We start from the raw sequence: 23360 nt of genomic DNA on the forward strand, positions 1-23360 counted from the left end.
TATTGAAGCAGGAGACGCGCCGCAGAACCTCAATTACGACGGCCCGTTATGGGCCGTCGTATGGGCGGCAGCTATCGCGGAGGATGAGTCGGGTGGGGCACTCGACCTGCGCGATATCGGACTTGCGTTCCCCGGCGCGGCGCAGGAACAGCTTGGCGGCCTCGGCGCCGATCTCCTCGAAGGGCTGCGCGGTGGTCGTCAGGCCCACGCCGTTCGGGAGCTTGGTGATGATGTTATCGCATCCTATGACGGAGATATCTTCCGGAACACGGATGCCGGCTTCCGTCAGACGGCCCGCCACGAAGACGGCTTCGTAGTCGTTGACGCAAACCAGGGCCGTCGGCCGCTTCTCGGGCGGGGCTTGCAGGATGGCGTCGAACGCCGGCCAGGCGCCGCCTTCGGTCGAAGGCACCGCCAGCACCATCTCGTAGTAGCCGGGATCGAATGTTTCGCGCAGCGCGGCGAGGTACCCTTGCAGGCGGTCTTGTACGGTATTGACCGGTTCGCTGCGTGTAATGTACGCGATTCGCTTGTGTCCCAGCCCGATCAAATAATTGGTCGCTTCATACATGCCGCGGTGATTGGTCACGCCGACATAATCCGCCTCCACGCCGGGCAGATCGCGGTCGATCAGCACCAGCGGGATCTTGCGGGCGACCTTGCGTAGTAGATCGCGGTTTGAATAGTAGCTGTAGCAATAGAAGACGATTCCGCCAAATCCCTGGTCCAGCGCATACTGCAAATGCGTGGCTTCCCGGTCCGCGTGCTCGTTCTCCGTCCCGATCATCTCGACCAGATCCAGGAAGACCGTGTGGTATCCCGCCTGCCCCAGCGTCTGATTCATCCCCCAGAAGATGCGCTGCTGCCCGGTTCCGCCTTCTTCCTGCGGGTTTCCGTGCCACATCATCAGCGCGACAAAGCGCGACAGCTGAAGCTTCGATCCCAGGTTCTGCATCGGATGGGGCGTATCTTGAGTATCAAGGCTTCGCACCGTCGCGCGGCAGTTCGGCTGGCGATTGATCAGGCCCTCCCGCTCCAGCACCTGAATGGCGGACCGAACGACGCGCCGGTGCACCTTCAGCTCCTCGCAGAGTTCGCGTTCGGACGGCAGTCGGCCGCCGGCTTCGTATTTGCCGGATTCAATCCGTTCGCGAATGAGACTTTCCACATCGCGCATCTGAACTTTCGCGGGCGATGTGGCGTGATTAAGGATAGTTGTCATGGTGAGCTCGGTTGCGAAACGCGAATTGTGTTACTTTTTGATCCAGTTTCTGGACAATCCCGCCTGTTTGGACTCTTTGATCCAGTATATCATTTTGTCACACCAACGTCAAGGTTTACTCAGGCGTTTGTAATGACATTTACGAGAAAGATATTTTCGAACGCAAAAAGACACAAAAGCCGTTTTCGAAATGCAAAAGACGGCTCGGATACGCGCGCGATGACGCGCCGGGCGGCGAACATGGCCGGCGGTTATCCGAGGCGAAACTTATGGCGGCTTTGGATCCGTGGTTTGGATCGAATTTATCCCGCTCTGAGACCAAAGGGATGCGGCCGAACGCGACAGGGGAGCTCTAAAAAGGCGATGGCGGAGAGCGCGAAAAAATATTCTGGAAGATAATATCGCTTGACATAAGCTCCAAAGGCTGATACAATGCCCATGTTCCGTATACGTTTACGGTCGAGTGATGAGACGATCATGGCTCCATTTTATCCGATGCGTTGATGGAAGGAAAGAGATTGAAGATGCGACATAAATCTGGCTTTACTTTGATTGAACTGATCGTGGTTATCGCCATTATCGCGATTTTAGCGGCGATCCTCTTTCCTGTTTTCGCCAAAGCGCGCGAGAAAGCGCGTCAGATTAGCTGCGCCAGCAATATGAAACAATTGGCGCTGGCGGTTTTGCAATATAACCAGGACTACGACGAAAGCTTCCCCATGGGCGGCAACTACGGTCTGGGCGGATGGGGAGGGCGTGTTTACACCTACGTCAAGAGCACCGGCGCCTACAAATGTCCCGACGATCCGACGGGGGTGGACAACAGCGTCTCTCCGTCGCGTGTGCCGGTTTCCTACGCCATGAACTCGAACCTCGGCCTTGTTCCCGGCATCGCCGCGCTGAACGCGCCGGCGAGCACCGTGCTGATCTTCGAAACTCAGGGAGCGGTCGCGGACGTAACCGACCCCGTCCGGGATATGCCCTATGATTCGGGCTACAATCCCGGCAACCAGAGATCCTCTCCGTCCGGCAACGGCGGCGACGGCGGCGCGGGCTGGATCGACTGGTATTACGGCGCCAAGTACGCCGGATCCGCGCCGAACAAGACGGGATACGGCAATCCGCCCTGTAATGTCGGCGCTCAGTGGTATACGTCGAATCCTGTCCATACCGACGGCTCCAACTTCGCGCTCGCCGATGGGCATGTCAAATATCTGCGCGGCAACCAGGTCTCGCCCGGCCAATATGCCCAAAGCTCGACCGACGCGCAGAGCAATGGATGCGGCTACGCCGCCGGCACGGATGCGCTTTCGGGCAAATTTGGAGCGACCTTCAGCGGCAAATAGCCGCGCCTTCTCTCTCGTTCGACATTTTTTCTCACGCTCCGGACGGCCGGCGGTATTCACCGCCGGCCGTCCGCACAGGTATAATCACCCCGCCACAACGCAATGGCGCGATCCGTTGGTAAACTCTCAAAGGAACCTTACGCCCATGATCGCCCGCGCCTTTGCGCCCTCCGCCGCCATTCTTTTACTCGCCGCCTGCGCTCTGCGCGCCGAACCTTACGACAATCCCAACGGTTTCTCACTGGATCCGCCCGCGCATTGGACGCTCGCGGAATCGAAAGCGCAGGATTACGCCACATGGACCGGGCCTGGGACCAAGGGGACGGCGCCCACGGTGAGCGTTTCCGTCCAGATCCTGAGCGGCGTGGTGGTCCCCGCCGAAGCGCTGCCGCGCGTGACGGCGGGCCTGCTGGCGAATTACAAAAAGACAATGAACGGCTTCGCGGTTTCTGGAGCGGGGAAGGGGACGCTGGGCGGCGCGCCGACGCGTTATCTCAGCGCGACCTATCGCCAAACCGCCAAAAGCCCGCTCTGGAAACTCCGGCAAGTGATCGCGATCCGGGGGCGTCAGCGTATCGTCGTCACGTGCGCGGCCCCGGCGCTCGTCTTCGCCAAGGACCAGCCGGCGTTCGACCGCGCGCTCGCCAGTTTTCACCTGGGAACGATCGAGCCGCCGGCGTATCGCAGCGACGAGGGATATCGGCTGACGCCCGTCCGCGACTGGACGGCGCAGGCGCCCCAGGCTCCGGGCGGAGACGTGCATTTCGTCGAGCCCGGCCTGCATCCATATCCCGCCAACCTCGGCCTGCACATCTCGCCCGTGCCGCCGGCGATGACGATCGACGATCTGAGCGCGCATCGCGCCGAGATCGAGGCGGGACTCGCCAAGGAGGCGCAGTACGTTCCCGTGGATCATGGGACCGAGACGGTGGCGGGGGAGAAAGCGATGTTCATCACCGCGCAGCTCAAGAATCCGCAGATCGCCACGCCGGTCTGGGTCCGTCTGGCGTTCGTGCTGCACGGCGGCAAGCTTTATCGATTTACCGGACTTTGCCCCGACGCCGACCACGCCCAGTATGACGCCGCGTTCCAAATGATGATTCAGTCGCTGCGCTGGACGAAATAAGGCGCCGGATCGCATCTTTCATCAACCCCTTGACGCATGGCTCCATTTTTGTTAAAATGGTTCCATTACCCAGATTACTCTCGCGAAATGGAGCCGCTTTGGTAGCCATGAATGTGAGATCTGTCTGCAAGGACAACCGATGAAGCCTTCCCTGTTACTGCTGGCCGCTCTCGCGGCCAGTCCGCTCGCCGCGCATGCGGCCGACGCCCCGCTGCCGCCGGAGATCGAAAACGAGCAAATCCTCGGGATCAATAAAGATCCCTGGCATGCGACGCTGATGCCGTATGCGGACCTTCACGAAGCGCTTGCCGCCAATCGCCGCCAGTCGAGCTACGCCCGGTCGCTGAATGGGCCGTGGAAGTTCCATTGGGTGCGCCGGCCGGAGTTTCGTCCGGTGGATTTCTACAAGACGACATTTGATGACAGCCAGTGGAAGACCATTTCGGTCCCAACGAGCTGGCAGACGCAGGGGTATGGCACCCCGATCTACACCAACTTCACCTATCCCTTCAAGCCCGACTGGCCGCGCGTGATGGGCGAACCGCCCAAGGATTGGACGGCGTACAGCGAGCGCAATCCTGTCGGCAGCTACCGCCGAACGTTCACTGTCCCGGCTCAATGGGACGGGCGCAGAATCTTCCTGACCTTCGATGGGGTGGATTCGGCGTTCTATCTCTGGGTCAACGGCAAGAAGGTCGGCTACTCGCTGAACTCCCGCAACGCGGCGGAGTTTGATGTCACGCCGTACCTCAATCGCAACGCGTCCAACACCGTGGCGGCGGAGGTCTACCAGTACAGCTCCGGCTCCTATCTGGAAGACCAGGACATGTGGCGCCTCTCGGGGATCTTTCGCAATGTGACGCTGTGGTCCGCGCCCGTGGTGCACATGCGCGACTTCAAGATCGTGACCGACCTCGATTCTCACTACAAAAACGCGTCCCTCCAGGTCACGGTCAAAGCCCATAACTACGGCGACGCCCCGGCTGCGGCGCGCGCCATGGCGGTGACGCTCTACGACATAACCGGCAAGCCAGTGGCGGGCGCGCGCAGCGTCGCCTCCGTGCCCGTGCTTCCGGCGCATGGGGAAGCGAATGTCGCCGTCTCCATTCCGGTCGCGAACCCCAAAAAGTGGACGGCGGAGACGCCCAACCTCTACACCACGGTGATCTCGCTGCAAAACGGCGGGACCACACAGGAGATCATTTCCTCAAGGACCGGATTCCGGAAGATCGAGCTGAAGGGGCGTCTGTTCGAGATCAACGGCGTTCCTATCAAGCTCAAGGGCGCGAACCGCCACGAGAACTGGCCGGACACCGGGCACTATGTCTCCGAAGAGCACATGATCAAGGACATCGAGCTGCTCAAGCAATCCAACTGCAACCACGTTCGCACGTGCCATTACTCGGACGATCCCCACTGGTACGAGCTCTGCGATCAGTATGGCCTTTATGTGCTGGCCGAGGCGAATGTCGAGTGCCACGGCTATATGCACGTATTGGACCATGAGCCGCGCTACGAAAAAGCGATCGTGGATCGCAATGTCGCGAACGTCGAGAACATGAAGAACCATCCCTCGATCGTCATCTGGTCGCTCGGCAACGAGTGCGGCGGCGGGTCGAACTTCGTGTCGGCGCTGGCGGCGGTCAAGGCGATCGATCCGCTGCGCCCGGTCCACTACGAACCCTTCGATATCGGCGCGAAGAACCCCGCCGATATCGACAGCCACATGTACACGAACCCGGAATCCACGGCGCAGATCGCGCAGGACCCCGCCTACACCAAGCCGTTCTATCTCTGCGAGTACGCCCACTCGATGTTCAACTCCATGGGTTCGCTTGGCGATTACAACGATGTCTTCGACAAGTACCCCGCGCTGCTCGGCGGCGCGATCTGGGAGTGGGAGGATCAGGGCCTGTGGAACCGGCGCGATCCCAAGCATCAGTACATGGCCTACGGCGGCGGATTCGGCGACAAGCCGAACGACCAGTACTTTATCCACAAGGGCGTCGTTTTCTCGGACCGCAGCCATAAGCCGCAGTTCCCGGAAGTTAAGCGCGCTTACCAGTGGATCGGCATGGAGGCCGGTGATCTCTCCGCCGGCAAGGTGAAGATCAAGAACAAGTACGCCTTCACCAACCTCAGCAAGTTTGCGCCGACCTGGACGATTACGGAAGACGGGAAGCGCATCGCCGGCGGCAAGCTGCCGAAGGTCAGCCTCGCGCCCGGCGCCGAAACCACTTTGCAGCTGCCGCTGGTGAAGTTCGCCCCCAAGCCCGGCGCGCTTTATCTGGTGAATGTCGCCTTCGCGCTGACGAAAGATGAGCTGTGGGCCAAGGCGGGTTACGAGATCGCGAACGGACAGTTCCCGATCGCCACTGCCCAGACCCCGGCGGCGCCGATCGCCGCACGCGCTTCGGAGCCCGTTAAGCTGGCGGAACTGCCGGATCGGTTCGAGGTGAACGGGAATGGATTCGCCGTCCAATTCCGGCGGGATACGGGGACGATCTCCAGCTTCAAGAGGGCTGGAGTCGAGATGCTCCAGCCCGGCGGCGGGCCGGCGCTGCATCTGTGGCGCTCGCAGCATCGCAACGACGATAACTGGGCCGCGCGCGGCTGGGATTCGGCGGGCCTTAAGAATCTGCAAGCCAAAGTATTGAGCATGACCGCGCGGCAAGCCGCCCCCGGCGCCGTGCGCATCGTCTCGACCATTCACTACACGGGCAATGATTTCTCCGTCACGCACACCGCCAGCTACACGGTGTACGGCAATGGGGCGATCGCCGTGGACAACGCGGTCTCGCCGCAGGGACGCAAGATCACCCTGGCCCGAATCGGCGTGCGGATGCTGCTGAACAAGGGCATGGGATCTCTGGAGTATCTGGCGCGCGGCCCGATGGAGAACTACTCCGACCGCAAGCGCGGCTCGGATATCGGCCGGTACGCAAGCACTGTCGCCGAACAGATGACCCCGTACAGCAAGCCCATGGACTGCGGCAACCACGAGGACGCCCGCTGGCTGGCCCTCGGTGGGTCGGGCTTTCCGACACTGATGGCGATCGCCGACGGCGGACCGCTTCAGTTCTCCGCCCTGCCGTATACGGACGAAGAGATGACCCCGGCGCCGTACCGCGTGGACCTGCCCGTCTCCAGCGCGACGGTCCTATGCCTCGCGACGAAGACCCTGGGTGTCGGCTCCAATAGCTGCGGACCGACCCCGCTGCCGCAGTACCGTGTTGTGTCCGACCCGGCGACATTCTCCTATGTCCTGCGCCTGCTGCCCGGCCAGGGCGACCCGGGCGCCGTCGCGCGCATGGGCGTTCCGCAGGATCGTCCCAAGCCCGTCGCCGCATCGATTGCTCCAAACGGCGATGTCGTTCTCACCGGCGACGGAAAAAACATCGAATACTCGCTGGACGGCGCGACCTGGAACCCCTACACCGCGCCGTTTTCCGTGAGCGCCTCAACGGTGCTGCAAATCCGAAGCTCGGAGGCCGGGGGGCAGTCCGTGACCGGCGAGTTCCCGGTGGCGGCGATGGTGGTCCGCACCCGCTGGACCGCGACCGCCAGCGACTTCGAGCCCGGCGAGGGTGACCTGGGCCACCTGTTCGACGGCGACGCCGGGACGTTCTGGCACAGCCGTTACAGCCCCACGAAGGCGTCTCTGCCGCACTGGGTCGTGATCGATTTCCATGACGCCCTGAAGATCGGCGCCGTTCAGATCACGCCGCGCGCGGACGGCAGCAATGGCCGGCCCCGGGAATACGAACTCTATCTGAGCGATAACGGAACCGACTGGGGAGAACCGGTCTCCAAGGGCGATCTGCCCGACACGGCCGACCGTCAGACCTTGAAGCTCTCGACGCCGCGCACCGCCCGGTATCTCAAGTTCGTCATCCTCTCCGAGCACTCGGGCCAGGATTTAGGATCGCTGGCCGAGATCGGCGTTCAGGCGCCGGGGCAGTAATTTCTATTCCCACCGAGCGTTCGCTCGGTGGGCGAAAAGTTCCGAACACGACACAATCAAAAGGCCGCCTCGCGATCGCGAGGCGGCCTTTTGATTGTTTTGAAATCGGCCTTACTTGAGGCCGATGTTCGGGAAGCCGGGCTGGCCGTCGAAGGTGTAGAGGTTCTCGGTCTTGATGACGTCGAGACCGCCGCCGGTGACGCTGGTCAGCAGGGCGATGATTGCCGCGTGGTCGATCGCGGCGCCTTCGGCCGCGAGGAAGCGGGCGCGGTAGTGGTCCACGACGAACGTCTCGGAGACGCCGCCGGGATACACGCGGGCGCCGCGGTTGGTGATGACGCTGAGCTTCAGCGCATCGGTGCCGAGGGCGGCGAGCTGGTCGCCCAGTTCATTCGGCGTTCCGGCGCGGTAGTCCAGGAATACATCGACGCCGACAGCCTTCTTTTCTTCGATCTTCGAGGGGCTGGCGACCGGGATCTTGAAGGGCTCGGCGGCGGCGTTGTACGAAACGGCCTTCAGCGTCTCGGGCTTCTGGCCGAGGCGTGCGACGACGGCTTCCGCGAACTCGCGGGTGCCGACCTTCTCCTTGGAGACGCCTTCCTTGAAGATGTCGTAGGTGTGGACGCCGTCCTCCACCGTGCGCAGCCAGGCGTTGTGGACCTTATCGGCGACGTCGGCCTGGCCGATGTGCACCAGCATAAGGATCGCGCCGAGCAGCAGGCCCGACGGGTTGGCGAGGTTCTGGCCGGCGCGGCGCGGCGCGGATCCGTGGATCGCTTCGAACATGGCGCCCTGCGCGCCGATGTTCGCCGATCCGGCGAGGCCGACGGAGCCGGCGATCTGCGCGGCGACGTCGGAGAGGATATCGCCGTAGAGGTTCGGCATGACGATCACGTCGAAGTTCTCGGGCGTGTCCGCCATCTTCGCGGCGCCGATGTCGACGATCCAGTGCTCGTTTTCGATCTCGGGATACTCGGCCGCGATCTCGTCGAAGACCTTATGGAAGAGACCATCGGTCATCTTCATAATGTTGTCTTTGGAGAAGCAAGTGACCTTCTTGCGGCCGTTAAATTTGGCGTACTCGAAGGCGTAGCGCACGATCTTCTCGCAGCCGGGGCGGGAGATCAGCTTGAGGCACTGCACGACATCGTTGGTCTGGCGGTGCTCGATGCCCGTGTAGGTGTCCTCTTCGTTCTCGCGGACGATGACGACATCCATGACCGGATGCTTGGTCTTGATGAACGGCGCGTAGGAGACGCAGGGACGCACGTTGGCGAACAGCCCCAGCATGGTGCGCGCGGTGACGTTCAGGCTCTTGTAGCCGCCGCCCTGCGGCGTGGTGATCGGGGCCTTCAGGAAGACTTTGGTGCGGCGCAGAGATTCCCACGCGCTCGGCTCGATACCGGCCGGATTGCCGCGCAGGTAAACCTGTTCGCCGATCTCGACTTCCTCGATCTCCAGACGCGCGCCGGCCGCTTCCAGGATGTGCAGGGTCGCGTCCATAATCTCAGGACCAATCCCGTCGCCTTTGGCGACCGTTATCGGAGTTTTCTCAGACATTGATTGATTATCCTCGGGTAGAAAATTAGATGGTGGGGGCGGCTTCGCAGCGCCATATTCAGCTCCCCTCAGTATAGCAAGAGGGGCAAGGGGTTGTCAAGCGAGCGGGGCGAGAGGGGGGGCATCCCTATTCCCCCGGCGCTAAAGCGCTTTCCCCCTTTTTCCCAACAAGCTGCTTCGCAGGGGAAAAGGGGTGCTTGTAATTCTCGTCCATTCACTCGTCACATGACCGTGAGGAGTTGGTATTGCGAACGCCAAACACTCTTTCCACCGACTTGTCGAGAGTGAATGGCAATTAATGAGTGGCTCCCCTTTTCCCCCGCGAAGCGGCTTGCTGGGAAAAAGGGGGAAAGCGCTTTAGCGCCGGGGGAATAGGGCCTATTTCGGCCCAATCCTCTCAAACGCGATCTTCTGGAACCCCAGCGCAAACGCCGGCGAATTTGCCTTGAGGCGGTAATCCCCATGCTTCTCGTCCACGAACAGCGGGTCGGCGTCGGCGAGATTGGATTCGACGGCGACGCCGGGTTTCGCCTTTTCGGAGACATCGAGCCAGTTGGGGCAGCGGACGGCGATGTTGTGGCGGATGGTGTCGTACTTCGGCGCGGCGGGGTTGTCTTGCAGGAGGTTGGCGAGGTGCGGGTAGCGGGTGCTGTAGGGCGGCTGATTGTAGGGAACGGCGGCGAGGTTTTCCTGCATGTTCCAGCCGCCGCCCGGCTCCAGATACTTGGCGGCCCAGCCGAGGCCGCGGTCGTCGAGCGAGATGGCCGGCCGGCAGTCGACGAAGATGTTGTTATCGACGATGTTGTCGCGGCCGCCGCCGACCAGTACGCCGCGCCCGGCGCGGACGCAGATGTTGCCGAAGATCGTGGCGCCGGCGGCGGTGTCGTCCAGGTAAATCGCCTGCACGTCGTTCACCCCGCCGACCTGCAAGCCCTTGGCGCCGCCGATGTCATGGAAGTAGTTGAACCGGACGATATCGCCGCGCATGGTCCAGTCGCGGCCCATATAGAATGCGCCGGAATCGCCGGTTTCCTGACAGACATGGTGGATCTCGTTGTACTCGATCACGTGATCGTTGCCGCTGAGCAGGATCGCGTTGTGCGGCGCGTCGGAGATCAAACAGTGCGCGACACGGTTGCCGACGCCGCTCACGACCACGCCGGCGCGGTAGGTGCGCGACCAGCGGCTGTAGCGCGAAATGCGGCAGTTTTCAACGAAGTTGCGGCCGGGAGCGAGCGTCTTGCGGTCGCCGCCGCTCAGAACCACGCCGCCGTCTCCGGTCTCGGTGATCCGGCAGCCGCGCACGCCGCTGTCCACGGCGTCCGAAATTTCCGCGCCATGGTTCCCGCAGTCGCGGATCACGCAGTCCTCGGCCACGTTGCGCGCGCCGCCGCTGATGGTGACGGCGCTGCCCCGGCAATCCTCCAGCGTCAGACCGCGCAGGGTAACGTTCGAGACCTGGTTCAAGGAGATCAGGTCGCCCGCGAGGGAGACGACCGCGCGCCCGTGAGGCGTATCCCCTTTAGGTGTCCAAAAGTACAGAATTCCAGTTTTGCGATCCAGGTACCATTCGCCGGGCGCGTCCAACTCCTCCAGCAGGTTGAGCGCATACCAGCGGCGTCCGCCGGAGTAGCCGAAGGCGCCCTTACCGACCGTCGTGATCTCCTTCTTCTGGGTATCGATCGTTTGGATCTGTTCGTAAGTATCGGCCCAGTCGAAGGTCCAGTAGCCGTGCACCCAGGCGTCCTCGGCCTTCGCCCAGCGCGCCGGACGATCGTCCGTGTAGCGGAAATGATCCTCCGCGTTTTCACTTTCCTTGCCGCCCGTCATCGCCCACGAGCCTTCGTTGGGCCAGCGCGCGAGCGTCATCGGGGCGTCGTCGTAGAACAGCTCCAGGCCGGCGTGTGTTTCCGCCCGGCCAAATCCGCGCGTGGTGAGCGCGCCGAAGTCGGTAATTCCCTGGGCTTTCAGATCGGCTTGCCAGATGTGGGGCCGGGCGGCGGGATCGATTCGGCTGAGGATGGCGGCGTCCGTCACGCGTGTCCAATGGGCGACGCGCTGCCCGCCCGTCACGCGCACTGTTTTGCCTTGATACGCGGCGTAGGTAATGGGGATCGCCCCGGCGTCGTCCTCCGCGCCCAGCTTCCAGGTCTCCTTGAGCGGATATTCGCCCCCCTTGAGCCAGACCGTGACTCCCTCTTTGGGCAGCTGCTTGGCGAGCTTGAGAGCCCGCAAACGGTTCTGCGCGCCAGCCAGCGTCGCCAGCGGCGCTTTCACATTGCCTGTCGCAGAATCGTTTCCTTGTTGTGGGGACACATAAAGCGCCAGCGGCGCGCCGTGCGCGGCGGCGCAAAGGGCGAAAGCGGCGAGGGACAGCAGAGACGGCAGTTTCATAGGAAGCCTTCCAAAGTGCGTGTCCCGCAATATTCGCTGTTGATACTCTGTTTTCCTCACAAAACATTCAATGGGTCGATTTTACGCCGTGATGGAAAACAGGACAGTTCTATCGTTCGCGATTTGCCGCGGCTTCAGTCGGCGTGACTACCCTCAAGCACGAAAGAATGGAGCTACCTTATGTCAATCATTCACGAATCGGCCGGACAGAAACCGCGAACGGGAGTGGGCAAGGCGCGTCGGGCGGCGCCGTTCGCGGCGTTGACCGTGATCGCGATCGGCGTCATTGCGGCCGCCGGATGCGGCGGATCCGACGATTCGAGCGGTCCATCGGGACTGCCGTCATCCACGGCGACGATGGCCCAGGTGCAGCACGGACGCGCGTTGGTTACCTCGATGGGCTGTACCGACTGCCACTCCCACGGCGTGAACGATCCCAGCGCGGCGAACTGGCTGTGCGGCTACTCCGCGGCGGTCCCGCACGATCCGGGAACCTTCGCGATCGGACCGTTCACGACCTACGCCGCTAACTTGACGCCTTCCGCGACCGGGCTTGGCCCGGTGTCGGACCGGCAGGTCTTCAATGCGCTGAAGCATGGCCTCGATCCCGGAGCGTCTCCGAACGCCGTGATTACCGGCGATACGCCCGGACAAGGCGGCTTCCCCGCCACGCCGCACTATCTCGCCCCGCCGATGCCGTGGACGGCCACGCGCCACCTGTCCGACAGCGATCTCTGGGATATCGTCGCCTACCTGAAGCATGGGATCAAGGGCGTCACCAACGCGCCGCCGGCCAGCTCCGGACCGCCGGACTTCTGGGCAAGCAGCTACACGCCGGACAAAGTCGGCCCGGTCATTCTGCCGACCTATCCAGCCACCAGCGAGCAGTTCGCACCGTAACAACTCTCCGAGAAGTCTTGTCTCCGAAAAGTCTTGCGGGCGGCGGGCCGCCCGCAAGACTTCATGAATGAATATTTTATGTAACCGGTTACTTTTTCGTTGACAGCATGGCTTGAGCGTTTTATAATAGCGCCATGCATCGTCAACGCAAACCACGGAGAACGTTATGAAAGTCGTCATCGTCGGCGCGGGCAGTCACTTCGGAGCCAAGCTCTCCCGAGATATCCTCTCATTTCCCGAATTTCAACAGGACACGACGATCGCGCTCTGCGATATCGATCCGGTCAAGCTGGAGCGCGTCACGCGTCACGTCCAGCGCTTGATCGATGGGCATGGGCTTGGGGCCAAAGTGGAATCGTCGCTGGAGCGGCGGGAGCTTCTGGACGGGGCGGATTTCGTGGTCGCCAGTATTTCGGTGGGCGGCGCGGCGTACGCGGGATTTCCGTTCACGGCGGAGGTGAACATTCCGTTTCAGAAGTACGGCCTGAGCCAGACCGTCGCGGACACCATCGGCGTCGGCGGCGTCTTTCGTTTTTTGCGCACCGCCCCCGTGCAGCTGGCGCTCTGCCATGACATGGAGGAGCTTTGCCCGAAGGCGCTTCTGCTCAACTACACCAATCCGATGGCGATGCTGACGTGGCTGCATTCGGCGGGATCGACGATCGCCAACGTCGGCCTGTGCCATAGCGTTCAGCACACGTGGGCGGAGATCGCGGGTTATTTAGGGATCCCCAAGGAGGAGATTACCTACTATGTCGCCGGAATCAACCATCAAGCGTGGTATCTGACCCTGCGGCGCGGAAGCGAGGACCTGCGTCCCCAACTGCGCGCGTGTCTGGATGATCCGGAAATCCTGGCGAAAGACCGTGTGCGCTTCGAATTGATGCGCTACTTCGATTACTTCGTCACGGAATCGACCACGCACTGCTCCGAATACCATCCTTATTTCCGGCGCACCGAGGCGCAGATCGAGTTTTACGGCCTCAAGACCCACACCGCGCGGGAACTGCCGCCGCCATCGGAGGAGACCGCCGAGGAGCCGCCGCTGCCGCCGCTCGATCCCTCGGAAGAGTACGCCTCCAAGATCATCCACGCCATGGTCACCGGCGCTCCCTTTGCGTTCAACGGCAACATCATGAACATGGGTCTGATCGACAATCTGCCCGGCAACTGCTGCGTGGAGGTTCCCTGCCTCGTGGACGCCAACGGCGTCCAGGGCTGCCGCGTCGGCGCGTTGCCGACCCAGCTCGCGCATCTCAACCTGACCAACATCGCCGTGCAGGAACTCGCCGTCGAAGCCTTCCTCACTCGCAGCCGCGACCGCGCCTTCCAAGCCTGCGCGCTCGACCCGCTCGCCAAGAGCGTCCTGAGCCTGGAAGACCTGCGCTCCCTTTTCGACGACCTCTGGGCCGTCGAGAAAGAAGCCGGGCTGCTGGCGCATTTTGATTGACGCCTTGGCGGCGTAGTATCACCCGCGATCATATGTCTATGAAGTCTCTCTGAGGCGCCGCATTTGAGAGCGCCATGAAGGAGAATCCTCCGTCTCAGGCTAATGGATGCGCATGAAACCTCGCCCCGCGCGCATTGCCCCCATCCTCATCGCGTTTCTGCTGTGCTTCCTTGGCTCGACGGTCCGCGCGGAGGATGGGATGAAGCCGGCGCGCCCGAAGATCGGGCTGGCGCTGGCGGGCGGGGCGGCGCTGGGGCTGGCGCATGTGGGGGTGCTGCTCTGGTTCGATGAGCACCATATCCCCATCGACGAGATCGCCGGGACGAGCATGGGCGGGCTGATCGGCGGCGCGTACGCCTCGGGGATGTCGCCCGAGGAGATCCGCAAGTTGCTGTCCGAAGTGAACTGGACGGAGACGCTGAGCGCCGCGCCGCCTTATCAGTCGCTGACGTTTCGGCGGCGCGAGGATGCGTACGATTTCCCGAATGGCTTGCAGTTTGGCTGGAAAGGCGGGATCGCGCTGCCGAGCGGGGTAAACCCGGGGCAGCCGATCGGGCTGATCTTCAGCCGTATCTGTCTGCCGTATCCGGCGCTCAAAAGCTTTGATGAGCTTCCGACGCCGTTTACGTGTGTCGCTACGGATTTGACGAAGGGGGATTCGCGGGCGCTGACGAGCGGCTCCCTGGAGACGGCGCTGCGCGCGACGATGGCGATCCCCGGTTACTTCACCCCCGTATCCCGAGATGGCGCGCTGCTCGCCGACGGCGGCCTGCTGAACAACCTGCCGACCAAACAAGTGAAGACGATGGGCGCCGACATCGTGGTCGCCGTCGATCTCCAGCAGCCGCTGCTGGAAAAATCCGCGCTGACGTCGCTGATCGATGTGCTCGGCCAATCGGCGGCGATCACGATCATGAGCAACCAGCGGCAAAGCTTGCAGCAGGCCGATCTGATCGTTTCTCCGGACCTTGGGAATCTCGGCCTGTTCGACTTCGTGCAGGTGGACGCATTTATCAAGCACGGGTATGACGCCGCCCAGAGCAAGGCGGCGGTGCTGGAAAAGCTGGCCGTCAGCGACGACGAGTGGCGGGAGTATCTCGCCCAGCGCGCCAGCCGCCGCCGCGCCGCCGCCCTGCGCCCGGCGTTCATTCAGATCGGCGGCGTCTCCGGCGGCGAAGCGAAGCGTCTCACGGAAAGGTTCCAGTCGTTTGTCGGCAAGCCGCTCGACACGGCGGCGTTCGAGGCGGCCCTGACGGACGCCACGGGCAGCGGCATGTACGATAGCCTCAGCTACGAGCGCGTGTCGCGCGATGGCGGCGACGGTCTGCTCGTCCAGGTGGTGCGCAAGGGCAACGGCCCGCCGTTTGTAAACCTGGGCGTGGAGATCAACGGCGCCGAGCGCGACAATATCCAGACGACCTTCGCCGGGCGCCTGACGACGATGGCGGCGGGCGGCGACGAAGTCCGTACGGACCTGCGCCTGGGCACGGATACATCGATCGCCTCCGAATACTATCACTCCTTCGCCCGGGGACGGTTTTTCGTCGCTCCCCGGGTCTACGCTCAGGACCTCAATCAAAATCTCTATATCGGCGGATCAAACCTGACCCTCGCCAAGCGGCGCTCCGGCGGCGTCGGAATCGACCTGGGATACAAGCCCAACCGCAACTCCGAGCTGCGCTTCGGCCTCGACGCTAGCCGGTTCGACGAAGACATTCGCGGCGTCCCGTCCAGTGTCGGCCGCTTCCACGGTTACGTCGTCGATCCGTCGCTGCGCTACACCTACGACGGTCTGAACGGCGCCCTTTCGCCCTCCAGTGGCGTGCGCGTGGACGCCACGGTCCATTCCTACCTCAAGGCGCCCGGCTCGCATCAGCCCTTTCAGACGGCGGACATCCGCGTCGAGCGATTTATCCCGTGGGGCAGCGGCAGCATCTTCGCCGTCGGCCAGGGCGGCACGGCCTTCGGCGCCGCCGTTCCCATCCCGCAAAAGTACATGCTCGGCGGGCCGCTCAGCCTGGGCGCCTACGGCCAAAACGAATTCCAGGGCAACGAGTACTACCTGCTCACCAGCGGCTACCTGTACCGCCTCCTCGACCTCCCGCCGCCCCTCAGCACCCGCATCCTGATCGGCAGTTGGTACGAATACGGCGGCATCGCCGACACAGGCTCAGGCAGCATCCGCCGCCAGGACCTCTCCCTCGGCAGCCTCCTCGAAACACCCCTCGGCCCGGTCGTCGTGGGGTACAGCATCGGAGAACTCGGCCGCCGCAATCTCTACTTCGCGGTGGGCACGCTCTTTTAAGTCCGCTTGCGAGTGTGGTATGAATACTACGATGACCACACTGCTTAATTTTATCCCATCTGCCGTTTGGATCGTGGAAGGACTGCTGCTCGCCTATTCCATTTACCGAGCCATCAGCACGGAAGTCTCTCGTCCTGAGTTCAAACACGGCGACTTGGTGTATCAGGACCATTTCGGCTCCGGCTGCTCACGGAAAAACTGGCTTACGGAACTTGGCGGCGCAAACCGATGTCTTTGGCTTATCGTATCCAAAGACTGTCTGGTCGTGACCGCCTGGTTTCCCTATACTCTGATTTCCTGGGTTTACGACTTGGAGCACATCATTCCGTTCGCCGCGATCACAAAGATGGATCAATCGCGATGCTTTGGACGCCGCGCGGCAGAGATCGAATACCAACGCGCGAATGGCGAACTCCGGCGGCTGCGTCTTGCCGCCCGTAACATGGACACTTTCGTGAACGCTATCGCGCGCGGACGTAAAGTCGTTACGACCGACGATGATACGTTGAAATAAGGAATACTAACTTCACGATGCCGCGAAAAAGTAAAGAAACGCTGTTTGATTTAATGTTCGATCTCCTCAGTCGTGGCCCGCTATGGCTCCCCTTTCTCCTAGCCGCGATCGTGTACGGGATTTCGAAGGCGTTGGCGCCTTCGTCTCTTTTGCATTTCCCGGCGTATTGGTTTTCATTTCTTCTCGCATTCTCCGGAATCGTCATCACCATCCAGAGATTTGCTCGGCGCAGGCTGCTGGACGCACAGTCCAGTCTTGAGTCGATCCGTCAACTGAGCTGGTCCGATTTTGAGCGATTGGTCGGTGAAGCGTATCGGCGTCAGGGATATCAGGTGGAAGAACGCGGCGGGTCGGGAGCGGACGGCGGGGTGGATCTCGTCCTTCGTCGCAGCGGCGAGAAGGTGTTTGTACAGTGTAAGCGCTGGCGCAATCGCACGGTCGGCGTGAGTGTTGTGCGCGAGCTTTATGGAGCGATGGCGGCGGAGGGAGCGACGGCGGGGATTGTGGCGACGGTCGGACGTTACACGGCGGACGCCATGGAATTCGCGCGCGGCAAGCATTTGACGCTGGTGGATGGCGAAGCGCTGCTGGCGCTCGTGCGGAGCGGGCAGGGGAGCGCGGCGAGCGCATCGCCGGTAACCACTGCGGCGGAAGCGCTGGCTACGAATACGGCGGCTTGTCCTGCCTGTGGCGCGGAGATGGTTCGACGCACGGCGCGCCGCGGAGCGAACGCGGGCGGAGAGTTCTGGGGGTGTTCGCAATATCCCCGATGCCGAGGGACCCGAAACGGAGGAGAGCAGGCGGGATAATGCCGCTTCGGACGGTGAATGACAGTCAACGACTGAAAATAAGAATGTTTTAATGTCGGTTTTTAGGCGTTTCTTAACATTCGCTTAACGGAAGTTTGCTATTCTCGATTCCTTGCAGACGCCTGCATGAGAGCTCTCATTCGGCCAACGGATGCGGCTCCGTAGTTAAGGAGATCGAGCAAACCATGAAAAGCAAACCCAGTCAGCAGCCGATCCGACGACCGATTGTCGCCGGCATCGCCGCCGGAATGGCGATCACGGCCTACGGCGCTCCTTCCCACGCGGCTCCCACGCCGGCGGCGGGATATCAAGTCAAGCTTTTTGCGGCCGCGCCGACCGGCGCGACCGGCCCCGATTCCATCGCCGTCGATAACGGCCATGTGTTTATCGGCTATGGCGACAAGGGCGGGAAGACCGGAGGCGGAACCAGCACCGTCGCGGAATTTATGACCGATGGAACGCTGGTCAAGACCTTCACCGTGGCCGGTCATAACGACGGCCTCAAGATCGATCCGGCGACGCATTTGCTGTGGGCGATGCAGAATGAGGACGGCAACGCGCAGCTGGCGATTATCGACCCCGCAAGCGCGAGCGCGCCGACCGTCTACTCGCTTCCTTCCGTCAACGGCGGCGGCGGTTACGACGACATTGTGTTCCGGGCCGGCAAAGTCTACTTCAGCGCCTCCAACCCCGCCAACGACCCCAACACCGGCAGCGCCATCGTCCAGGCAACCCTGACGAACGGCGTCTTCACGCTCACGCCGGTGCTGGCGGGCAACGCGGCGGCGACCAACGCGCTGACGAATGTGGCGACGACGCTCAATCTGCTCGATCCGGACTCGCTGACGACCACTCCGGCCGGGGATCTGCTTCTGGACAGCCAGGGCGACAACGAGCTGATCGACATCAGCGCTTCGACGGGAGCGGCGCGGGTGCTGCCGATCACGGTCAATGCGGCGGGCAAGGCCGATGATAATCTCGACGACACGGTGTTCGCGACATCGGGGCAAGACACGCTGCTGATCGCCGATCGGGACTCGAACCTGGTGTACGCCGTGACGGGTCTGACGGCCGGGCAGGCGTACTCCGCCGCCAATGATGACAATCTTGTCGGCGCTTTAAATATGTCCACGGGCGTGGTTAGCCCCATCGCCGCCATTCTCCAGCAGCCGCACGGGCTGGGCGTTCTGCCCGTGGCCCATACCTACGCCGCCGGCTTGCAGATGATCTCCGCTCCCGCGGACTTCAGCAGCGTTGCTCTGGACGGGGTGCTGGACATTGCGGCGCCGAGGTTCGCCACCTGGGATCCGACGCTGGCGCAGTATGTGCTCAGTCCATCGGCACCCGCCGACACGCTGCATATCGGCAAGGGGTGCTGGGTGCGGCTGGCGTCGCCAGCGCGACTGTTCGATCAAGGCGTTCCCGCCTCCGCCGCTCCGTTCTCCATTGCTCTCACCGTAGGATGGAATCTGATCGGCGATCCGTTCGCTGGGTCCACGCCGGTAAGCTCCTTGCAGATCCAGGCGGGCGGCAAGTCTTACGCGGATCTCGGCCTGGCGGCGGCGGCGGGCATTGTGTCCCCCTTGCTGTATAGCTACTCCCCTGGCGACGCCGCATACGCGGCTCACGCCTATCAAAAGCAGACTCTTGCCTCCGGAACGTTCGCATCGTACAAGGGATACTGGATCCGGGCCTTCCAGAACTGTAATCTGATTGTTCCGGGCACGACGGGTAACTGACGCGAATATTGCGCAACAAGGAGACAATCATCATGCGGTTCAACCGAAATACAATCGTTCATGGGCTTTTCGCCTCCGCCGCTCTTGGCCTGACGGTCGCGATGGCGGGATGCGGAGGAAGCAGCAACAATGGGATTGCGACGCCGCTTCAAATCACCGGATCGGTGGCGACGACTCCGGCCAGCTCTTCGCTGAGCGGATACGTCGTGTCCTTCGATGGGAGCAAAACTGAGACCGTGACGACAAACGCCGCCGGAGCGTTTACCCTCATCGTGCCGCGCACGGATGTCGGCGGCGCGGATGTTCTGACGGTTACGGATTCGAAGGGCGTGCTGGTGGACAGCGTCACGCTGCCGGCCAGCGATAAATCCTCTTCGAGCGTGGACGCCGGCGTGCTCAACCTCTCGCCGCCGGTCGCGCCGTTTGTCGCCGCCCGCTAGACGCCGGGATCAGAAAAATCAGAGGACTTTCGCCTGAGCCGTCACCAGGCGAAAGTCCTTTCGCACAAATATTCACTCCAATAAAAAAAATGGAAGCGTTTACGGTTATTTTAACGCTGGCTTAATATTTTCGTGGTAGGATGCAGTAGGACTGCTCGCGGGCGCCCTCGGCCGCGCGCCAAACACTCTCTACGAACGGATATTGACGCCATGACGTTTCTTGACCGCCGCGATTTTCTACGACGATCCGCCGCCCTCGCCGCCGGCGTCAGCCTTGCGCCGCTGCTTGGCGGCGATCGCGCCGCTTCCGCCGATCTGCCGGCGGCGCCTGGGACGCGCTTTGCGGAGGGCGTCGTCTTCCACGATCGCAATGGGAGCGGCATGCGCGCTCCGGGCGATGAGGGAATCCCAGGCGTCCTCGTCTCCAATGGACGGGACATCGTGAAAACGGACGCGCGGGGGCGATACCGGCTGCCGATTGAGGATGAGGCGATCCTGTTTGTGATCAAGCCGTCGGGATGGGCGCTTCCCATCGACGGGCATAATCTGGTGCAGCGGCACTATATCCACCGGCCGAACGGGTCTCCGGCGTCGCAGTACCCGGGGATCGCGCCGACCGGGCCGCTGCCGGAGTCCGTGGACTTCGCGCTTCGGCCGAGCGTGGAGCCGGCGAAGTTTCGGATGGTGCTGTTCGGCGATCCGCAGCCGCGCGACCAGAAAGAAGTCGACTATATCGCCCATGACGTCGTGGAGGGGCTGGCGGGCGTCGACGCCGCCTTTGGCCTGAGCCTGGGCGACATCATGTACGACGACCTCTCACTTTACGACAGCCTCAACGCCACGATCGCGACGATCGGGCTTCCCTGGCATAACCTGCGCGGCAACCACGATATGAACTACGAGGCGGTGGACAACACCTACTGCTGCGAAACGTTCAAGCGCGTCTTTGGCCCCACATATTACGCCTTCAATTACGGCCAGGTCCACTTCCTCGTTCTCGACAATGTCCACTACGAGGGCGCCGCGAAGCATAACTTCCATGGCGAACTGGGCGAGACGCAGCTCGCGTTCGCGAGGAACGACCTGGCGCTCGTCCCGAAGGACAAACTGGTCGTCGTGGCGATGCACATGCCGCTGACCGCCGTTTCCGACCGCGAAGCCCTTTATCGATTGCTGGAAGATCGGCCGCACGCGATGTCCATCTCCGCGCACACCCATGTCCATCAGCACATGTTCCTGGGCGCGGACGAGGGCTGGCGCGGCGCGCAGCCGCACCATCACTTCAACCACGCCACCGTCTGCGGCTGCTGGTGGCAGGGCGCGCCCGACGAAATGGGCATTCCGCACACGACGATGACTGACGGCGGGCCGAACGGCTACTCCATCATGACCTTCGAGGGCGCGAAATACACCGTGGACTTCCATCCCGCCCGACGCCTGCCGAGCGACCAGATGAGCATCTTCACTCCGGACGGCGTCACCTCGGCAAACTCTGGAGACACGGACGTCCTGGTCAATATCTACGCCGGCTCGCCGCGCTCCACCGTGGAGATGAAGGTCGATAAGCAATCCGGCTGGGCGCCGATGCAGAGCATCGTCCGCGAAGATCCCTACTTCCTCAAGCTCAAGGAAGCCGAAGCCGGCCCAAAGCCCCCGCCTGGGCGCCCGCTTGACGACGCCACGAAAACCGACCACATCTGGACCGCCAAACTCCCCGCAGGACTGCCGAAGGGGACGCACATGATGCAGGTCCGCACGACCGACATGTTCGGACATACGTACACGGCGCGGCGGATCATCGCGGTGGGGTAGGCGTCCCCATCCGCTTAACGCGGCGCTAGGTCTGAGGGCAAAGCGCCGGGTACCCCAGCTCCCGCGCCGCCGCATCCCCGTACAAAAAGGCGAAGATCGTTGGGTGGTCGGCGGCGCCGCGCCGCGCATCGTACAGATCCTGAAGAGGGCCGGGCGGCGGCGCGGCGTCGGCCGCGCCTGCCGCGAAGGCTTCTTGTCTTACGTGCTCTTCCAGCGTCTTTGGCTCGCCGTGCTCGCATTGATAGATCGTACGCCGCAGTTCTTCACGCGTGCGTTCGGCGATCAAATCCACGGTGACCGCCTCGCTTGCCCAGAACAGCGGCGTGCGGAAGCCTCGCCGGAGCATCGCGCGGAATTGGAAGCGCGCGGCGTAGTCCGTGGTGTATCGGTTGGTCCAGCCTCCGCCGATGTCGTCGGCGAGGGAAAGGGCGACCTGGAACCGGCGGTCGACCGTCTCGCGCGGGGCGATCTCCTTGGCCGTGGCCGCCATGATCGTCTCGGCGTCCAGCGCGGCGAACTCCTCCAGCTTTTCGAGCACATGTCCGCGCGCCATCGGGTTGTAGAGGCCGATGGGGAGCGCGATGTCGCCGGTCGCGGGGTCTGTCAGCAGGGCGAGATAGCGCTGAAACCGCGCGGGCGCGCGCGGCCGGCGGTAAAACTCGATCATGATTTCCAGAACCGGCAGAATCTCGAACGGCATCGGATCTTCTTCCTTTGTGGACCCGGTTAATCTTCGATCGATGTCTTTCCTTCTTGCGTGCTGTATAATAAGCTCCAGCGGACACTCCGAGCAGTCGCCTCCGCAGCGCAGTGATGAGGAAAGGCTTTCCAAACCCAATGAACCTATTCATGATCGCCGCCGCCGGCTTGATCCTGGCGGCGGCCGCCGCGCCGGGGCGGGCCGAGGACGCGGCGCCCAAGGACATTGTTGAGACTGGCGCGCAACTGACGCAGTTGGAAGGCGAGTTTACATTCACCGAGGGACCGGCGTCGGACGCGAACGGGGATGTGTACTTCACCGACCAGCCCAACGACAAGATTCTGCGCTGGACTCCCGACGGCAAGATTGTCACCTGGATGGAGCCGTGCGGTCGGTCCAACGGGCTGTGCTTCGACGATCGTGGGAGCCTCTGGGCCTGTGCGGACAACGAGAACTCCCTGTGGCGCATCGGGCGCGACAAGAGCGTCACGAAAGTCATTACCTCCCACGAAGGCAAACTGCTGAACGGTCCAAACGATGTCTGGATCCGTCCGAAGGACGCCGGGGTCTATATCACCGATCCATTCTACAAGCGCGACTACTGGAAGCGCGGAGACATCGAGCAAGCCTGCCAGGGCGTTTACTACCTGCCCGCGCATTCGACGGAGCTTCAGCTTGTGGCGGGCGACTTAAAGCAGCCGAACGGGATTATCGGGACGCCGGACGGCAAGACGCTTTACGTGGCCGACATCGGCGACGGCAAGACTTACGCGTACGATATCGGACACGACGGCGCGCTGACCAACCGCCGCCTGTTCTGTTCGATGGGTTCGGACGGGATGACGATCGACAGCGAAGGCAACGTCTACCTAACCGGCAAAGGCGTGACGGTGTTCGACAAGAGCGGCGCGCAGATCAAGCATATCCCCGTGGCGGAAGACTGGACCGGCAACGTTTGTTTTGGCGGCAAGGACCGCCGAACGCTTTTTATCACGGCGAGCAAGCACGTCTATACGATTCGCACCCGCGTGCACGGCGTCGGCAGCCAGTAAAGACGGCGCCGCGGCGACGGGAGATTT

Annotated in this window: 16 protein-coding genes; 12 read left to right on the plus strand and 4 right to left on the minus strand. The window is 62.5% G+C overall.

Going from position 1 to position 23360, the window contains the following annotated elements; genetic code table 11:
* Positions 1–46: 46 nt before the first annotated feature.
* Complete coding sequence (locus D5261_RS10230) at positions 47–1222, minus strand: GntR family transcriptional regulator (RefSeq protein ID WP_119323745.1); 1176 nt, start codon at positions 1220–1222, stop codon at positions 47–49.
* 524 nt (positions 1223–1746) lie between these two features.
* Between D5261_RS10230 and D5261_RS10235 the strand changes: the two genes are divergently transcribed.
* The 3 genes from D5261_RS10235 to D5261_RS10245 all read left to right on the plus strand — a co-directional run bounded on the left by D5261_RS10235 (position 1747) and on the right by D5261_RS10245 (position 7658).
* Complete coding sequence (locus D5261_RS10235; RefSeq protein WP_119323744.1) at positions 1747–2568, plus strand: DUF1559 family PulG-like putative transporter; 822 nt, start codon at positions 1747–1749, stop codon at positions 2566–2568.
* Between the two features lie 145 nt (positions 2569–2713).
* Complete coding sequence (locus D5261_RS10240) at positions 2714–3694, plus strand: LpqN/LpqT family lipoprotein (protein ID WP_119323743.1); 981 nt, start codon at positions 2714–2716, stop codon at positions 3692–3694.
* Between the two features lie 139 nt (positions 3695–3833).
* A complete protein-coding gene (locus D5261_RS10245; RefSeq protein WP_119323742.1) occupies positions 3834–7658 on the plus strand; it encodes a glycoside hydrolase family 2 TIM barrel-domain containing protein in 3825 nt (1274 codons plus the stop codon).
* 111 nt (positions 7659–7769) lie between these two features.
* Here the strand turns inward: D5261_RS10245 and D5261_RS10250 are convergent, their stop codons facing one another.
* Together D5261_RS10250 and D5261_RS10255 are read right to left on the minus strand one after the other, a co-directional pair.
* The gene (locus D5261_RS10250) at positions 7770–9218 is read right to left on the minus strand and encodes an NADP-dependent isocitrate dehydrogenase (RefSeq protein WP_119323741.1); all 1449 of its coding nucleotides are present in this window, start codon (positions 9216–9218) and stop codon (positions 7770–7772) included.
* Between the two features lie 378 nt (positions 9219–9596).
* Entirely contained in the window at positions 9597–11612 is a 2016-nt protein-coding gene (locus tag D5261_RS10255; protein WP_119323740.1) for a right-handed parallel beta-helix repeat-containing protein, read from the minus strand.
* A gap of 180 nt (positions 11613–11792) precedes the next feature.
* Here D5261_RS10255 and D5261_RS10260 point away from each other — a divergent pair, with 180 nt between their 5' ends.
* The 8 genes from D5261_RS10260 to D5261_RS10295 all read left to right on the plus strand — a co-directional run bounded on the left by D5261_RS10260 (position 11793) and on the right by D5261_RS10295 (position 21581).
* Positions 11793–12512: a c-type cytochrome gene (locus D5261_RS10260; RefSeq protein ID WP_119323739.1), complete on the plus strand. Its 720-nt coding sequence runs from the start codon at positions 11793–11795 to the stop codon at positions 12510–12512.
* Positions 12513–12678: 166 nt separating this feature from the next.
* Complete coding sequence (locus D5261_RS10265; protein WP_119323738.1) at positions 12679–13962, plus strand: family 4 glycosyl hydrolase; 1284 nt, start codon at positions 12679–12681, stop codon at positions 13960–13962.
* Between the two features lie 112 nt (positions 13963–14074).
* Positions 14075–16267 carry a patatin-like phospholipase family protein gene (locus tag D5261_RS10270; protein ID WP_165864500.1) on the plus strand — a complete coding sequence of 731 codons (2193 nt, stop codon included), beginning with the start codon at positions 14075–14077 and terminating at the stop codon, positions 16265–16267.
* Between the two features lie 31 nt (positions 16268–16298).
* The gene (locus D5261_RS10275) at positions 16299–16781 is read left to right on the plus strand and encodes a hypothetical protein (protein WP_119323736.1); all 483 of its coding nucleotides are present in this window, start codon (positions 16299–16301) and stop codon (positions 16779–16781) included.
* A 17-nt stretch (positions 16782–16798) separates the two neighbouring features.
* Positions 16799–17590 carry a restriction endonuclease gene (locus D5261_RS10280; RefSeq protein WP_119323735.1) on the plus strand — a complete coding sequence of 264 codons (792 nt, stop codon included), beginning with the start codon at positions 16799–16801 and terminating at the stop codon, positions 17588–17590.
* Positions 17591–17775: 185 nt separating this feature from the next.
* Positions 17776–19329, plus strand: coding sequence for a hypothetical protein (locus tag D5261_RS10285; protein WP_119323734.1), 1554 nt, complete (start codon positions 17776–17778; stop codon positions 19327–19329).
* A 32-nt stretch (positions 19330–19361) separates the two neighbouring features.
* Positions 19362–19769, plus strand: a complete 408-nt coding sequence (locus D5261_RS10290; RefSeq protein WP_125206227.1) for a hypothetical protein — start codon at positions 19362–19364, stop codon at positions 19767–19769.
* 210 nt (positions 19770–19979) lie between these two features.
* On the plus strand, positions 19980–21581 hold the full coding sequence (locus tag D5261_RS10295; protein WP_119323732.1) for a calcineurin-like phosphoesterase C-terminal domain-containing protein: 1602 nt from the start codon (positions 19980–19982) through the stop codon (positions 21579–21581).
* Positions 21582–21606: 25 nt separating this feature from the next.
* Here D5261_RS10295 and D5261_RS10300 read toward each other — a convergent pair whose 3' ends face one another.
* Entirely contained in the window at positions 21607–22281 is a 675-nt protein-coding gene (locus D5261_RS10300; protein ID WP_119323731.1) for a hypothetical protein, read from the minus strand.
* 137 nt (positions 22282–22418) lie between these two features.
* On the opposite strand from D5261_RS10300, the gene D5261_RS10305 reads away from it, so the two are divergent.
* Positions 22419–23333 (plus strand): SMP-30/gluconolactonase/LRE family protein, encoded by a 915-nt coding sequence (locus tag D5261_RS10305; protein ID WP_119323730.1) that lies wholly within the window; start codon positions 22419–22421, stop codon positions 23331–23333.
* Positions 23334–23360: the final 27 nt, after the last annotated feature.

It is taken from the genome of Capsulimonas corticalis (assembly GCF_003574315.2).
Lineage (GTDB): Bacteria > Armatimonadota > Armatimonadia > Armatimonadales > Capsulimonadaceae > Capsulimonas > Capsulimonas corticalis.

Excerpts from the sequence above, each read along its gene's own strand:
- D5261_RS10230 (WP_119323745.1), bottom strand. The coding sequence starts at position 1,222 with ATGACAACTATCCTTAATCACGCCACATCGCCCGCGAAAGTTCAGATG.
- D5261_RS10235 (WP_119323744.1), top strand. The coding sequence starts at position 1,747 with ATGCGACATAAATCTGGCTTTACTTTGATTGAACTGATCGTGGTTATC.
- D5261_RS10240 (WP_119323743.1), top strand. The coding sequence starts at position 2,714 with ATGATCGCCCGCGCCTTTGCGCCCTCCGCCGCCATTCTTTTACTCGCC.
- D5261_RS10245 (WP_119323742.1), top strand. The coding sequence starts at position 3,834 with ATGAAGCCTTCCCTGTTACTGCTGGCCGCTCTCGCGGCCAGTCCGCTC.
- D5261_RS10250 (WP_119323741.1), bottom strand. The coding sequence starts at position 9,218 with ATGTCTGAGAAAACTCCGATAACGGTCGCCAAAGGCGACGGGATTGGT.
- D5261_RS10255 (WP_119323740.1), bottom strand. The coding sequence starts at position 11,612 with ATGAAACTGCCGTCTCTGCTGTCCCTCGCCGCTTTCGCCCTTTGCGCC.
- D5261_RS10260 (WP_119323739.1), top strand. The coding sequence starts at position 11,793 with ATGTCAATCATTCACGAATCGGCCGGACAGAAACCGCGAACGGGAGTG.
- D5261_RS10265 (WP_119323738.1), top strand. The coding sequence starts at position 12,679 with ATGAAAGTCGTCATCGTCGGCGCGGGCAGTCACTTCGGAGCCAAGCTC.
- D5261_RS10270 (WP_165864500.1), top strand. The coding sequence starts at position 14,075 with ATGAAACCTCGCCCCGCGCGCATTGCCCCCATCCTCATCGCGTTTCTG.
- D5261_RS10275 (WP_119323736.1), top strand. The coding sequence starts at position 16,299 with ATGACCACACTGCTTAATTTTATCCCATCTGCCGTTTGGATCGTGGAA.
- D5261_RS10280 (WP_119323735.1), top strand. The coding sequence starts at position 16,799 with ATGCCGCGAAAAAGTAAAGAAACGCTGTTTGATTTAATGTTCGATCTC.
- D5261_RS10285 (WP_119323734.1), top strand. The coding sequence starts at position 17,776 with ATGAAAAGCAAACCCAGTCAGCAGCCGATCCGACGACCGATTGTCGCC.
- D5261_RS10290 (WP_125206227.1), top strand. The coding sequence starts at position 19,362 with ATGCGGTTCAACCGAAATACAATCGTTCATGGGCTTTTCGCCTCCGCC.
- D5261_RS10295 (WP_119323732.1), top strand. The coding sequence starts at position 19,980 with ATGACGTTTCTTGACCGCCGCGATTTTCTACGACGATCCGCCGCCCTC.
- D5261_RS10300 (WP_119323731.1), bottom strand. The coding sequence starts at position 22,281 with ATGCCGTTCGAGATTCTGCCGGTTCTGGAAATCATGATCGAGTTTTAC.
- D5261_RS10305 (WP_119323730.1), top strand. The coding sequence starts at position 22,419 with ATGAACCTATTCATGATCGCCGCCGCCGGCTTGATCCTGGCGGCGGCC.